This is a genomic window from Streptomyces griseoviridis (assembly GCF_005222485.1).
GTDB classification, from domain to species: Bacteria; Actinomycetota; Actinomycetes; order Streptomycetales; family Streptomycetaceae; genus Streptomyces; species Streptomyces hintoniae.
The window spans coordinates 1496136-1509843 of the sequence record NZ_CP029078.1; the positions used below are offsets into that span (position 1 = coordinate 1496136).

Below are 13708 nucleotides of genomic sequence, written 5' to 3' on the forward strand. Positions count from 1 at the left end.
CGCCGAGGCCGACCTACCGGCGGGTACGGCGGCGCGTTAGCATGTCCGTCGCCATGCAGACGAACCCCACCTATTCCAGCCTGGTCGCCGTCGGCGACTCGTTCACCGAGGGCATGTCGGACCTCCTGCCCGACGGCTCCTACCGGGGCTGGGCCGATGTCCTGGCCGGCCGGATGGCCGCCCGCTCCCCCGGTTTCCGCTACGCCAACCTGGCGGTGCGCGGCAAGCTGATCCAGCAGATCGTCGACGAGCAGGTGGACGTCGCCGCGGCCATGCGCCCCGACGTGATCACCCTGGTCGGCGGCCTGAACGACACCCTGCGCCCCAAGTGCGACATGGTCCGGGTCCGTGAGCTGCTCACCGAGGCCGTGGAACGCCTGGCGCCGGCCTGCGAGCGGCTGGTGCTGATGCGCAGCCCCGGCCGCCAGGGGCCGGTCCTCGACCGGTTCAGGCCGCGCATGGAGGAGCTGTTCGCCTGCGTGGCGGAACTGGCAGAGAAGCACGACGCGCTGGTCGTCGACCTCTACGGGGCGCCCTCGCTCGGCGACCCGCGGCTGTGGGACGTGGACCGGCTGCACCTGACCGCGGAGGGCCACCGCAGGGTCGCTGCGGCGGTCTGGGAGGCACTCGGCCACGCGCCGGAGGGCACCGAGGACACCGAGTGGCGGACCCCGATGCCGCTGACACCACCGCCCGGCTGGAGCGCGCGCCGGGTGGCGGACCTCCGGTTCGCCCGGCAGCACCTGCTGCCGTGGATAGGCCGCCGCCTGACCGGCCGCTCCTCGGGCGACGGCCGAGCGCCGAAACACGCGGAACTGCTGCCGTACGAGGGGCCGATGGCGTAGGTCAGGCGACGCGGGGCCGGTGACGTGACGGGCGTCTCGTGGCTTCGCACCAACCGCCCTCGGCGCCGACCTGCACGAATCGCCAGTAGAATCCGTCCACGTGACTTCTGCGCCCGCCAAGCCCCGTATCCCGAACGTCCTCGCCGGACGCTACGCCTCCGCCGAGCTCGCCACGCTCTGGTCGCCCGAGCAGAAGGTGAAGCTGGAGCGCCGGCTCTGGCTCGCCGTGCTGCGTGCCCAGAAGGACCTCGGCATCGAGGTGCCGGACGCGGCCATCGCCGACTACGAGCGGGTCCTCGACACCGTCGACCTGGCCTCCATCGCCGAACGCGAGAAGGTCACCCGGCACGATGTGAAGGCGCGGATCGAGGAGTTCAACGACCTCGCCGGGCACGAGCACGTCCACAAGGGCATGACCTCCCGCGACCTCACCGAGAACGTCGAGCAGCTGCAGATCCGGCTCTCCCTCGAGCTGGTGCGCGACCGCGCGGTGGCCGTCCTGGCGCGGCTGGGCAGGCTCGCGGGCGAGTACGGCGAGCTGGTCATGGCCGGCCGCTCCCACAACGTCGCCGCGCAGGCCACCACCCTCGGCAAGCGCTTCGCGACCGCCGCGGACGAGCTGCTCGTCGCGCACGCGCGCGTGGAGGAGCTGCTCGGCCGCTACCCGCTGCGCGGCATCAAGGGCCCCGTCGGCACCGCCCAGGACATGCTGGACCTGCTCGGCGGCGACGCGGCCAAGCTCGCCGACCTCGAGGACCGGATCGCCCGGCACCTGGGCTTCTCCGAGGCGTTCACCTCGGTCGGCCAGGTGTACCCGCGCTCGCTCGACTACGAGGTCGTCACCGCGCTGGTGCAGCTGGCGGCTGCGCCGTCCTCGCTGGCCAAGACGATCCGGCTGATGGCCGGGCACGAGCTGGTCACCGAGGGCTTCAAGCCCGGCCAGGTCGGCTCCTCCGCGATGCCGCACAAGATGAACACCCGTTCCTGCGAGCGCGTCAACGGCCTGATGGTGATCCTGCGCGGCTACGCCTCGATGACCGGCGAACTGGCGGGCGACCAGTGGAACGAGGGCGACGTGTCCTGCTCGGTGGTGCGCCGGGTCGCGCTCCCCGACGCCTTCTTCGCCCTCGACGGCCTCCTGGAGACGTTCCTGACCGTCCTGGACGAGTTCGGCGCCTTCCCCGCCGTCGTCGCCCGCGAACTCGACCGCTACCTGCCGTTCCTGGCCACCACGAAGGTCCTGATGGGCGCCGTGCGGGCCGGGGTCGGCCGCGAGGTCGCGCACGAGGCCATCAAGGAGAACGCCGTCGCCTCCGCGCTCGCCATGCGCGAGCAGGGCGCCGAGCGCAACGAACTCCTCGACAAGCTGGCCGCCGACGAGCGCATCCCGCTCGACCGCGCCCAGCTGGACGCGCTGATGGCCGACAAGCTGTCCTTCACCGGTGCCGCCGCCGACCAGGTCGGCGCGGTCGTCGCGCGGATCGAGGAGATCGCCAAGCGGCACCCGGAGGCCGCCGGCTACACCCCCGGGGCGATCCTCTGACCCGCCTCACCCGCGACGACCTGGAGGCCGCCCGCGACCGTCTCGTACCGGACGTCGTCGCGGACGGCCTCCGCGTCCTGTTCTGCGGCATCAACCCCGGCCTCATGACGGCGGCGACCGGCCACCACTTCGCCCGGCCGGGCAACCGCTTCTGGCCGGTGCTGCACCTGTCCGGGTTCACGCCCCGACTGCTGGCCCCCTCGGAACAGGGCGAGTTGCCGGCGTACGGGCTCGGCATCACCAACGTCGTCGCGCGGGCCACCGCACGCGCCGACGAGCTGACCGCCGAGGAGTACCGCGAGGGTGGCCGGCTGCTGACGGAGAAGGTGACCCGGCTGCGACCGCGCTGGCTGGCCGTGGTGGGCGTCACCGCGTACCGGGCGGCCTTCGACGACCGCAAGGCGGCGATCGGCCCCCAGGACCGGACGATCGGCGCCACGCGCGTGTGGGTACTGCCCAACCCGAGCGGGCTCAATGCGCTGTGGACTACACCCAAGCTGACGGATGCGTTTCGTGCGTTTCGGCTGGTCACAGGGCTACCCGACGCGTCGTGTGCGGGTGGCCCCGATCACTAGTTTAGCCGCCTAGCGCCCCCAGGGACGGGCTACGGCCACCCCTGCTCGGCCCGTGCTGCTAGCGCCGGAATTGCCGCGATCTTCTCGGCAGTGAGGTCGTTCCACACCAACCCTGACGGTCGACGCCGGTTGGCGCACGGGATCACCTCGTCGGGCGTGACGATGTAGTCCACGCTGAAATCGTGCTCGGTCTCAGGGATGTTGTCCTCGACCACCTGGAGCGCGTGAACCGGCGCGACGATCACTGTCTGATCCGTCACGAGGCCCGCCTCGATCAAGAGCGCAACCTCAAGGTCGGAGTACCCGGCACCCTTGCCGATGCGGGCACCCGAGCGGTTCACGGCGACGCTGCCACACACCACCACGTCGATAGGTTCCATCGACTCTGGCGCAAGCCGGCGGGCAACCTGAGCCGCGCCCTTCTTCTCGGCGGCCTCCTCCGGCGGAAGTCCGAGGTTCTTCGGGTCGAGTAGGTAGAACGGTTCAAGCGACGCCATGCGCGGCACTGCCATGTAGAGGCGTTTGCCGTCCTGGAGCGCGCGGACTCGCACCGGAAGCTGCGCCCAGTCGGGGTTCGCCTTCACGGTGACGGCGTGCTGCCAGAAGTCCTGACCGGCCAGTTGTTCGGCAGTGTCTTCGGCCCCGTAGAAACCAGGAATCTTGCCGTACGAGTCAGCAGGTGCGCCGCCGCCGTCGATGAGTCGACGCCACACCCTCTCGCGCAGCTCCTGCTTGGCCTGGTCGATGTCGTTCACGCACACCCCACCCGTACTTAGATCGCCGCCATCAAGGCAAGCAGCCGATCGTTGATCTCCTGCGCCCATGGTTCCTGTCGCCACTGCCGGAGCTCACGCCCAGCAGAGAACGCCAGGTTAAGACCGCCACCACCACGAGTCAGCTCTACGGCATCAATCGTCCGGTGCATGGCTGACGCGGCTTCGTCGAGCTTCCGTTGCTGGATGAGCGCCAAGGTCAGGTTGCCGAGTGCGATGGCCTGGGACTTCTTCTTAGCGGCGAGCGCCCGCGTGGTCATACGGAGGATGGGTTCGGCTCGTTCAGGCAAACCGAGGAACAGGTAGCAGGAGCCCGCCAGCCGGTTGTACTCGTTCACCGAGTAGTACGGCGCGGCTACGTCGTCAGCGTGGACACGATCGAACTGGTCTTCCGCCTTCTTCAGGGCTGCTTCGCATTCGTTGGTGGCGCCGATCATGGCGTGACCCTCGGCAAGGTGGAGAAGTGACAGACCAGTCAGCGACGGACTGACCAGCTTGGCGGCATCGGCAGCTTGCTCGGCGAGCATCACACCTCGCGTCGGATTCTTCTCGCCGTACAGCGCCACGTAAGCCATCCGCAGCGTTGCGTACGACTCGGTGGATGGATCGCGGGCGTGCCGCGCAGCGTTGACCGCTTCCTCGAAGTACCCGAGTGGCGCGTGGTGATCACGTCGTTGACTGACATCCCAGACCAGTTGCCCCATGAACGTCGCTGAATCGGCTTCGACCTCATGATGAGGTCGCCATGGTCGAGGAAGAGATCACCAACGAGCGCATCACACGCAGGAGTTACGGAGGGAGCAACTCATGATGTCTGTACTCATCATCTTCGTCGTCATCCCGGGACTGTTCGTCTGGGGGATGGTGAAGGTCGCCAACTGGTACGGCCCCGGCTACATGGCACGTCGGCGGGACGAGGAGATCGAGACGGCCATGCGACTCGGAGCGCGTGACGCTGCGGCTGCCGACCGGATCGGACAGCAGATCATCGACGAACAGCACGGTCGATAGAACACCACCGCGTCACCAACAGGCGTCGGGGAAGGCAGCCATCGGCCAGTGCCACCCCGACCGCCCGTTGATCCGCCCCTTCTAGTTCGCCGCCGGCCTCGACTTTGGGTCGGCGATATCTACCCCGAGTAGATCGAGAGGAGGTGATGAACATGGAGAACAAGGTCTGCCCCGACTGCAACAGCAACGGTCTGGTTGTCCCCGCCGATGCGGGGCCAACGGATGACCCGATCGACTGCAAGAAGTGCGGCGGTGACGGCTGGATCGAGGTCGACGAGTAGTGGATTGCCCCACCCCAAGCGGCGGCTCAGGCCGCTCGGGGTGGGGTGCCGTCCTTCGTACCGAAGAACTTGGCCTTCAAGAACTCCGCGAAGGCGTCGAACTCTTGGCGCTGGACGTCTACCAGCTCGTGCCGCTCGTCCTTGGACACGACGTGCACCAGGTCCGCGGACTGAGCGGTGAGTCGGTGCCCAATCACCACGAAGCCCTGCACGATAAGCCGCTGTCGTGGTGGCACGGCACGAGCTCGGTAGAACTTGTCGAGGTACGGCAAGAGCCTCTGAAGCTCTTGGGCGTTCTGCTGAGCGGCTCGTCTCAAGAAGCGTCGCCTGAACCGTGGATCTCCATCTTCATCTGCCCGCCGGCGAAGGCCCCTTGATTGGGGTGAGCTAAAGGCGACGTACGGGCTGATGGCTCGATCGACATGTCCGCCGCAAGACGCATCCGTATGGATGCCGATCAGGCGAAGCGCGGCCACCACGCCAACCACACGGCGGTCGACGGGCTTGTCGAGACCGTCTCGAAGCTGCCGAACAGCTCGCTTCTCCCGTTCCCAGATGTGCTTTTGATCCTCCGTCATTCCTAGATCCATTTTACGCCTAGATGCCCGGCCTTTACGATCCCCGCCGGCCGCGACCGTGGGTCGGCAGCTTCTACCCGAGGAGGCCACCGTGAGGAAAGCCCGCAGTCTTCTGCTGACGCTGCTGCTCGCAGCGTTCACCGTCAAGGTGCTGTGGTGGGTGGTCGCACCCTTCATCCCGTATTTGGTGAGTCTGCTCGCCGTCGTGATGGTGCTCGGCTGGATCTACTTCCGCATGACGCGCTGGTAGAAGGCCACCTGGCGAAGCCCGTGCTTTCCCGCACGGGCTTCGCCTTCTTCTTGTCCCCGCCCACCTTGGTTCTTGGAGACCTCCATGTCCGCAGCAGACCGCTCTCGTCGTGCGTACCAACTGACGTTCCCCTCCGACTTGAAGTCCGACCAGGTGGCGACGTGGCTGCGGGCGGTAAGTGGCACGCTCACGAGCGGCCCGCGGCGACTGCTGGGTGTGTCGTCCATCGTGTTCGAGGTCGAGGCAACGGAGCAGGGGATCATCCACCGCCTGGTGGTGCCGGAGGAAACCGGCGACTTCGTCGTCAGCCAGCTGCGCTCCCTTATCCCCGGTGCTACGACCACGCCGGCGGGGACGGATGAACCTCGTCACCAGTGGACGGCCGCGGTGGAGTTGGGACAGACGAACTCACGGATGAGCCTTGGCACGGTGGACGCCGAGGCGCTGTCGGCGAGCATCCTCACGAACATGCAGGGGCTCGCTCGCAGCGAAGCGCTCCTCATCCAGTGGGTGGTGTCACCGGCCCTTCGTGAGCGACCACCGCAGCAGCGCGAGGAGCGGATAGTCTCGGGTGCTACCGGGCGACTCCTGGGCGGCCGAAACGACCGCGACCAGATCACCGACCGCCGCACCAAGCTGAGTGAACCCAACTTTCTCGGTGTGCTGCGGGTGGCGGCGAAGGCAGGCAGCGAGGAACGCGCCCGGGTGTTGCTTGGTCGGATGCGGGCCAGCATCGCCAGTACGGGCGGCACCTACAACCGATTCAAGAAGCGACTCACGACCAGTGGCCGGGTAATCGGGCGCATCCACGAGGCCGCCGTGCCGACGATGTTTCCGGCCGTCCTCGCCGCCTCCGAGTTGGTTGGCCTGATTGCCTGGCCGATCGGCAGTCCGCATGTCGCCGGACTTCCACAAGGGCGGACGCGGCAGCTTGCCGCCACGGGCACGATTCCTCGCACGGGTCGGGTAATCGCTCGCTCCAACTTCCCCAGTTCGGAACGGTTGTTGGCGCCCGCTCCCGAAGAGTCGACGTGGCACATGCAGGTCGTCGGCCCAACTGGCTCTGGGAAGACGGCACTTCTTACGAATCTCATCTCGCAGGACATGAACGCGGGCCGCGGGGTCATCCTGATCGAGAGCAAGGGCGACCTGTTCCAAGCCGTCCTCGACCGCGTCCCTGAAGGCCGGCTTCAAGATGTCGTGCTGCTCGACATGAGTGACACGGATTACCCGGTGGGCTTCAACATCTTGCAGGGCAGCCCCTTCGTGGTCGCGGCCGACATCCAAAGGCTGTTCGACCATCTGTATCCGCAGGACGCACGAGGAGTGCGCGTCCGGCAGGGCTTCTACCACCTGATCCTCACCCTCATGATGAGCGCCGGGACTTCCGCCCCGATGACGTTCGCGGATATAGGGCCGCTCGCCGTACCGCGTCCGGATCAGGTGGAGTTCTCGAAGAACCTGATTCGCGGCGTCGCGCACATCGAGGACCTGGCGACGTGGTGGGCCGGGATAGATGACCGCATGCGTGCTTCGCACTTCCAGCCGCTGATGGATCGGATCTGGCAACTCAACAACCGGCCGTCGATCCGGAACATCATCGGGCAGAGTCAGAGCACCATCGACCTACGTGACGTGATCCGGGGAAACAAGATCCTGCTCGTCAACCTCGGTCGAGCGACGGAAGGGAAGGATACGGCCGGACTGCTGGGGTCGCTCCTTCTTAATGCTGTCTGGAGTGCTGTACAGGCTGGGGCGGCGAATCCAACGCGACCAACCATGCTGTACGTCGATGAGTTTCAGGACATGATCAATTTGCCGATCGCACCCGCCGACATGTTCGCCCAGGCGCGCTCGCTCGGCCTCGCGATGACGGTGGCGCACCAGCACCTCGGGCAGCTCACCCGTGAACTCCAGGACGCCACCCAGAACAACGCACGGTCGACGGTGGTGTTCCAGACCTCGGCGGACGAAGCCCGGTCGTTTGCTCGCCAGTTCGGCCGCAGCGTCACCGAAAAAGACTTCCTGAACCAACGCCGGTTCGAGGTCCTGATGCGGCTCGCCACGAGTGACGGGGTGAGTTCGCCGGTAACTGGCGTGACGCTCCCGCCTGTTGAAACAACGGGCTTTGCTGAGGAGGTGCGACGGCATTCTCGGGCAACCTACGGCCGTTCCGCGGTGGCGGTGAACGAAGAGATCAAGCAGCGGCGGGGCGGTCAGCCGGCCCCGTCAGCATCCACCCGCCGACCGCGCTTCGGTGGGCCGAGGAGTTCAAGCGATGCGTAGCGTACAGAACCTGCTGTCGGAACTGGCTTACGTCACCCGGAGCATGGAATACCTCGGGGATGTCCTCAGCGACATCGAGGCGGTTGCCGAGCGGCTTGGTCGACGCCAAGGGGATGACCCGCTCCTTGAAGGAATGGTCGAGCACGAAACCAATGTGTGGTCTGCCGCGATGAAGCACCAATGCGATGCCGCGACGCGTACCGCCGAAGCCTGGCGCGAACGGATGGAAGGGTTGGAGACGTAGGCGAACCCCGGAGGTTATCTCCCCAGTCACGACCTACGACCGAACGACCATTCGACAGATGACTTACTGTCAGGCAGTTGTGTCACCAGACAGCAACAGATCAAAACGCTAGGAGTGATCATGTGAAGCTCCGGCGAACATGAGGGCAAACATCATCCCGCTGACCGGGCGGGACCATAGTTCTGGGGGGAACCGTGAGTACTGACACACGACCGGCTTGGACGAGTGCCGCGTTCGCTGGAATTGCCGTGGTCGTCTCTATCTCCAGTCTGGTTGTGTCGTGCCAGGCAAAGGACGACACCAACGCGCTGCGAACCAAGGACGATCGTGAGGCTCAGATCAAGCAGATCTACTACTCAATTGAGGCCAGCGAGAAAGGCATTACTGTAACCAACCCAAGCGGCGCGGCCGTCACTGACCTCGTCGTGCGTCTTTCTTACTCGCAGAATAAATACCGCTACGTCACCCTCCCGACACTCGAAGCGTGCACACGCTGGGAACTGACAGACGCCAATCTCAAAGTCGCTACTCCTAAACTCCCTGCGCTTCCGGGTGGCACATCTGGGTTTATCAGCAGCAGTAATCGCGACGCTTTGGAAATTTCCCTCAAGGATTCCGGAAAGGTAGTTTGGACTCTATCGGAGCGACCATATCGAGAGGGCGGCTATTGGAAGACAAACTACAAGACCGATCACGAGTCGGGTTCATTCGTACAGAACAAGACGACACTCCCTTCCACTAGCTGGAAAACTCTAGATGGCTGCACCGTCTGACCGGTGACTGGCGCTCTGAAAAACGGTCAGCCCATGTGCTGATGGAGCGCAAGCGCTCCATTCCTCATCGAGCATCCGGTGTAGGCGAACCTTGTAGGCCAGGGGTAGGTCGACCGTGGGTCTACCCCTGTACCTGTAGCCCTCCTGACCAGCGAAGACGCTGCGGCCCATCCGGACGGAGGACGGACGTGGAGCTAACCGCCCGCGACTACGAAGTACTCAAGCTCACCGGAGACTTTTCTCAGGTGGCCTCAACGCACATAACCGAGCTGCTGTTCGCTGACGTATCGCACAGCGTGCCGGACAAAGTGCTCGGGCGGTTGGTGCGACTCAGCTACCTTTCCCGGGTTGGACGGAGAGCGACCAGTGCCAAGGGTGGAGCGGGGGCGTTCGTGTACCAGCTCGGTCGTGCTGGCCGGTTGCTCCTGGACGTCGAGGGGCGGCTATCCCCGAACGTCAACAACCATGCCCTCATGATGGCCGACACCTATTTGGAACTGCGGCGAGCGGAGAAGGCGGGTGTTCTCACGGTCACGGCCTGGGAGGTTGAGCGGCGCGTACCGCCGAGTGTCCGGGCCGATCTGTACGTCTCGCTGGACTTTCCGCAGCAGGGGCGAAGTAATGCGTTCCTCCTTGAGATCGACCTAAGCACCGAGCAACCGGCGCGCATCCGGGAGAAGGTCGCCGGGTACTGGCGGGCCGTCGAGGTGAGCACCGCCGACTACTTCCCGTACGTGGTCTTTGTGGTGCGGCACCAAGTACGCAAGAACGAACTGGCCCGCATCTTCCGACGGCTTCCAGAGGAACAACGGGAGATGGTGAGAGTGTATTTAATCGGGGAGTTGATACCTGAATTGATGCGGCTCTAGGTGCTGTCGATAGTACGGCGGTAACAGAGGTCGGGAGGCTTGATCAACAGGGGTTGAAGGAGGATAATAAAGGCAGAGATAAACTGAGGAATCAGCCCATGGCACGACGACCGCGAAAACCACTACTTCCGAAACTGCTTTGGGCACCACGAAAGCGGACGCTTCGCAGGGCTGCCCGAGTCGGTGTCGTACGCGTTCCAGCATCACCAATGATACGTAGCCAGACGATCGAAGACTTTGCCGTGGCTGCCGTTCTAGGAGTTTCACTGACCGTCATCATGCTTCGATGATTGATCCAACAGCAAAACTATGTAGCACTTCAAGGAGACGTATCGTGGGCGAACCGACGTACCAAAATATCACCGCAACCGTGCGTCCACCCCGGTGCGCCATATTTATCAACAAGAACAGTGAATATTGGCAGACAGCAGCCAACGTTGCTATCACCCAGGCATCTCAAGTATGGGGTGGTCGCAACTTTCTGATTGTGCCTACGGATGGAGAAAAGATCGAAGACAAGTTTTGGGAGTTGCTTGAGGCCTACAGCCCTGACTATCTCGCAGTTTGCGATCTAACGTTCACGGATTTCGAAGAAGCTAATCCGGATCGATATGCGGAGATCAAGCACCTTCACAAAAATGGCGAGCCAGCCAAAGAATGGAGTGATGCAGAGTTCGAAGATTGGTTTGCGGGTAGCGCTGCGCAGTCTCGGATTGATGAACTCACTATCAGTGAAGCCTTGAGCAGTGAGCTCATCTATCGACTGAGCCCGTTTCACCACAGTGATGCGGTCGACCAGTATCTGACCAGTACGTCCGGCTTCGGGTATCCCTTCACGAAGATCGCAAAGATTATCTCGGCGACAACCAGACACATTGGCCTCGTGAGGCTTCCCCCTATAATTAACGACTCGACGTTCAAGCTACTCATCCATTCTGAGACGGGAGTGGGGAGCAGAGAGTACATCGACGAGATCAGCGAAGCTGGGTTCACTACAAAGCGAGTGCCGGACACGTATAAACTGACGAACGTTTTGACCCACGTGCAAGGACCGCAACGACCATTTCTAGGCGAGCATGAAGAGCCTCATCTAGATGAAAGTTTTCTGCCAAATACTCCGTTCGGCCTGAGCATGCTGCACCTGGGCCAGTATTACAGGGCTGACAAGCACCGTTCAGATAAAGAACCAGTGGTGGTTGTGCTTGGCGACTCTGTAGAGGACTTTTGCTTCTACTACTCGCTGTCCCGCATGCATGAGGGCATTAAGTGGCTCCCGCAAGCCTGGTTGCGCTCTTCCACTAAGGCGCGGAATGCAGCTAGGAAACGTAGTCAGCAGGGGCAAGAAGTAGATCCATTTACGCTAGAGCAGCAAGGCGCTCGCGAGCTGGTCAGCGTCGTTTCCTCCTTGATTCGTTACGGGCACAGCACCAAAAGTGTTCAGTTGTGCAGCATGAGCCTTAGTCAGCGACAGCTCGTCGCCTATCGAACCCAGATTGGAAGGCTCACGTATTTTGAGCCTGCCAGGTTCGCTTCCAAGATTGAATGCGTTCCCATTGAGTCGGTGTCTACCTCATGCGTGCTTCGGGTCTACGAGACCGACAACTACGTCAATCATCGCAGTATGGTGTTTGTCGACGGGAAGAGTGTCAGTCCCTTTGATACGCCGAAGCCTAAGAGCTTCAACGAGATTAGACTTCCTGACCACTATTGGCTGACTTCGCTGCAAATTGAGGGATACCAGCCCCCGTCGCTACCAACCTTGGGGCCGAAGCTCGCCAATCTCCACAACTCGACCACTGAGTCTCGTGTAGCTAACGATGGAATTGTTTATCTATGCCCGAACTCCATGATCTTTGGCAGTGACCTCGACGCTATTTTGGTCCGGCCGAAGATCGAGATGCCGGATGTTTTGAGTCTCATCAACTCCTATTTCGAGAGTGTTGGCATCACAGCGAAATACTCAGACAAGGGTAAGTACTTCAATGACACGATCAGCCGTTTCGGCGGCCTCGATGCCTTGGGTGAGTTCATCAAGACCAAGATGACGCGCTCCATCCTAGATAAGTTCATGCAGACCAATAAGAATGCCGAGGATGGTGTCTTCTACGTCCGGACTGACCAACGCTCCTATCTAGACCTTGATGCATTCGCAGACTGCATGGGCAGTCCGCAGGCGGCAGCCGACCTCATAGACGACATGCTTACCAAGGAGATCATTTACCGAGGCTATATCCTCAAGTGCGAGAGGTGCAGCCTTTCCTCTTGGTATAGCCTAGACGCTCTATCTTCTGTCTTTAGTTGCAACCGCTGCGATTTTCAACAACAGTTCACGCAGAAGCACTGGAAGAACGGCATGGTGGAGCCTAGGTGGTGCTACAAGCTCGCTGAGACGGTCTACCAGTTCTATGAGAAGAACTCGCACCTCACAGCTCAGGTGCTCTACAAACTTAAATCGCAGTCAACTACAGCCTTTCACTTTGCTCCCGAGATTGATCTAATCGGTTTCTCTGGTCCTGGTGATAGTCGTGAGATGGATGTTGCCTGTATCCTCGACGGTCAAATCATCTTTGGTGAGTGCAAGACGGAAACACTAAAGCTGAAGGACGTAGTGAAATTCGAGCAGCTTGCGCAGATGCCGATGAAAAATCCTGCCAGGGTCATCTTCGCAACGACGAAGCCTGTTTCCGATGACTTCAAGAAGCGGATGGGCCAAGTTCCGAACGCAGAACTGATGGTTCGCAGTGACTTGTATGACGATTAGCGGAGCCGATCGAGTGGCGCGGCTTACGCGTAGACAAGGCGAAACAAGGGTTGCCGCCGGCCTTGACCCTGTACGGCCAGCTCTACAGGCGTCCGCGATGGCCTGATGACCGGAGGCTTCCAATGAGGCACGTCAACCTACGGGGCCGTGGTCGGCGGGGCGGTGAGTCGGGCAGTTCCATGCACCGCGGTTACTGCGTGAACCCGACCGACCCAACCGCACGCCGGCGGGGACAGTAGGTCGAGACAATTCACGCCTCAACGACAACACCCCACCGCCACGACGGGCGATGGGGTGTTCTTGCATGGGAGCCAGACCCGAGGGTGTCTCGGATCAACGGCGCCGGGCTCGCGCCACGAGGCCTGGCGGATGTGCACCGTCTCGGCCTGACTGCCGTAGTTCTGGATGAAGACGAGCAAGCGGACAGCGCCGTCGTCCATGCTGTGACGGCTCACCGTCCACGAGACGTTGCCTGGTACGTCGGCCTTACACTCGATGACCAGCTCGGGGACGAGGTCGCCACTCTCGTACTCGCCGATGTCGACCCGTTCCATCCTGTCTGGTATGAAGACGACGGAGGTTGGCAGTCCGTCGCTCTCGTCCTTGATGTTGCTACGTAGTGAACTCGCTCCCATAGTGCTGTGGTCCTCGTGGGTGTTAATTGGTATATCCCCAACTCCCGCGAGTTTCTACGATTTCCTAAGCAACAGAAAGTAACTACAAACAGGCGTCACCCTCCAATCTGCGGGGGGGGGGGGGTAACTCCTTGGTGGGTCTTTAAGCCCCACACTCTACGTTACGTGGCTGAACGCCGGTAACGGTTTCCCTTACGGCGATTATGACATGCGTGATCCAGCGGTCAACTTTCTACACATGAGGTGGGTAGAAAACGCATGATTCAAGAGACGGTGGCCAGCGC

At 62.5% G+C, this 13708-nt stretch carries 14 protein-coding genes and 1 pseudogene; 11 read left to right on the forward strand and 4 right to left on the reverse strand.

Features of this window, described 5'->3' with window-relative positions; translation table 11 throughout:
• Window positions 1-53: 53 nt before the first annotated feature.
• The 3 genes from DDJ31_RS05675 to mug all read left to right on the forward strand — a co-directional run bounded on the left by DDJ31_RS05675 (window position 54) and on the right by mug (window position 2963).
• Entirely contained in the window at window positions 54-845 is a 792-nt protein-coding gene (locus DDJ31_RS05675; RefSeq protein WP_127181382.1) for an SGNH/GDSL hydrolase family protein, read from the forward strand.
• A gap of 100 nt (window positions 846-945) precedes the next feature.
• Window positions 946-2388, forward strand: coding sequence for an adenylosuccinate lyase (gene purB / locus DDJ31_RS05680; RefSeq protein WP_127181381.1), 1443 nt, complete (start codon window positions 946-948; stop codon window positions 2386-2388).
• Complete coding sequence (gene mug, locus DDJ31_RS05685; protein ID WP_127182935.1) at window positions 2385-2963, forward strand: G/U mismatch-specific DNA glycosylase; 579 nt, start codon at window positions 2385-2387, stop codon at window positions 2961-2963. Before purB ends, mug begins: the two co-directional genes overlap by 4 nt.
• A 29-nt stretch (window positions 2964-2992) precedes the next feature.
• Here the strand turns inward: mug and DDJ31_RS05690 are convergent, their stop codons facing one another.
• Window positions 2993-3718, reverse strand: a complete 726-nt coding sequence (locus tag DDJ31_RS05690) for a 5-formyltetrahydrofolate cyclo-ligase (RefSeq protein ID WP_127181380.1) — start codon at window positions 3716-3718, stop codon at window positions 2993-2995.
• Between the two features lie 17 nt (window positions 3719-3735).
• Window positions 3736-4473 (reverse strand): annotated as a pseudogene (locus DDJ31_RS05695) (transcriptional regulator); the annotation flags it as partial.
• Window positions 4474-4543: 70 nt separating this feature from the next.
• Between DDJ31_RS05695 and DDJ31_RS05700 the strand changes: the two are divergent.
• Together DDJ31_RS05700 and DDJ31_RS39635 are read left to right on the forward strand one after the other, a co-directional pair.
• Window positions 4544-4747 (forward strand): hypothetical protein, encoded by a 204-nt coding sequence (locus DDJ31_RS05700; protein WP_127181379.1) that lies wholly within the window; start codon window positions 4544-4546, stop codon window positions 4745-4747.
• Window positions 4748-4899: 152 nt separating this feature from the next.
• Complete coding sequence (locus DDJ31_RS39635; RefSeq protein ID WP_276319320.1) at window positions 4900-5028, forward strand: hypothetical protein; 129 nt, start codon at window positions 4900-4902, stop codon at window positions 5026-5028.
• Window positions 5029-5054: 26 nt separating this feature from the next.
• Here the strand turns inward: DDJ31_RS39635 and DDJ31_RS05705 are convergent, their stop codons facing one another.
• Window positions 5055-5606, reverse strand: a complete 552-nt coding sequence (locus DDJ31_RS05705) for a hypothetical protein (RefSeq protein WP_127181378.1) — start codon at window positions 5604-5606, stop codon at window positions 5055-5057.
• Window positions 5607-5697: 91 nt separating this feature from the next.
• Between DDJ31_RS05705 and DDJ31_RS05710 the strand changes: the two genes are divergently transcribed.
• The 6 genes from DDJ31_RS05710 to DDJ31_RS05735 all read left to right on the forward strand — a co-directional run bounded on the left by DDJ31_RS05710 (window position 5698) and on the right by DDJ31_RS05735 (window position 12789).
• Window positions 5698-5856, forward strand: coding sequence for a hypothetical protein (locus DDJ31_RS05710; protein WP_164785033.1), 159 nt, complete (start codon window positions 5698-5700; stop codon window positions 5854-5856).
• An 84-nt stretch (window positions 5857-5940) separates the two neighbouring features.
• Window positions 5941-8142: a type IV secretory system conjugative DNA transfer family protein gene (locus DDJ31_RS05715; RefSeq protein ID WP_127181377.1), complete on the forward strand. Its 2202-nt coding sequence runs from the start codon at window positions 5941-5943 to the stop codon at window positions 8140-8142.
• Complete coding sequence (locus tag DDJ31_RS05720; RefSeq protein WP_127181376.1) at window positions 8135-8386, forward strand: hypothetical protein; 252 nt, start codon at window positions 8135-8137, stop codon at window positions 8384-8386. The genes DDJ31_RS05715 and DDJ31_RS05720 overlap by 8 nt, the downstream gene beginning before the upstream one ends.
• A gap of 194 nt (window positions 8387-8580) precedes the next feature.
• On the forward strand, window positions 8581-9159 hold the full coding sequence (locus DDJ31_RS05725) for a hypothetical protein (protein ID WP_127181375.1): 579 nt from the start codon (window positions 8581-8583) through the stop codon (window positions 9157-9159).
• Window positions 9160-9347: 188 nt separating this feature from the next.
• Window positions 9348-10028, forward strand: coding sequence for a replication-relaxation family protein (locus DDJ31_RS05730; protein ID WP_164785032.1), 681 nt, complete (start codon window positions 9348-9350; stop codon window positions 10026-10028).
• 334 nt (window positions 10029-10362) lie between these two features.
• The gene (locus DDJ31_RS05735; protein WP_127181373.1) at window positions 10363-12789 is read left to right on the forward strand and encodes a hypothetical protein; all 2427 of its coding nucleotides are present in this window, start codon (window positions 10363-10365) and stop codon (window positions 12787-12789) included.
• Between the two features lie 257 nt (window positions 12790-13046).
• On the opposite strand, the gene DDJ31_RS05740 is transcribed toward DDJ31_RS05735, so the two are convergent.
• Window positions 13047-13424: a hypothetical protein gene (locus tag DDJ31_RS05740; RefSeq protein WP_127181372.1), complete on the reverse strand. Its 378-nt coding sequence runs from the start codon at window positions 13422-13424 to the stop codon at window positions 13047-13049.
• Window positions 13425-13708: the final 284 nt, after the last annotated feature.

Bases quoted from the DNA above. Each gene is read 5' to 3' on its own strand.
- DDJ31_RS05740 (WP_127181372.1), bottom strand. From the start codon at position 13,424: ATGGGAGCGAGTTCACTACGTAGCAACATCAAGGACGAGAGCGACGGA.
- DDJ31_RS05720 (WP_127181376.1), top strand. From the start codon at position 8,135: ATGCGTAGCGTACAGAACCTGCTGTCGGAACTGGCTTACGTCACCCGG.
- DDJ31_RS05705 (WP_127181378.1), bottom strand. From the start codon at position 5,606: ATGACGGAGGATCAAAAGCACATCTGGGAACGGGAGAAGCGAGCTGTT.
- DDJ31_RS05715 (WP_127181377.1), top strand. From the start codon at position 5,941: ATGTCCGCAGCAGACCGCTCTCGTCGTGCGTACCAACTGACGTTCCCC.
- DDJ31_RS05675 (WP_127181382.1), top strand. From the start codon at position 54: ATGCAGACGAACCCCACCTATTCCAGCCTGGTCGCCGTCGGCGACTCG.
- DDJ31_RS39635 (WP_276319320.1), top strand. From the start codon at position 4,900: ATGGAGAACAAGGTCTGCCCCGACTGCAACAGCAACGGTCTGGTTGTC.
- DDJ31_RS05700 (WP_127181379.1), top strand. From the start codon at position 4,544: ATGATGTCTGTACTCATCATCTTCGTCGTCATCCCGGGACTGTTCGTC.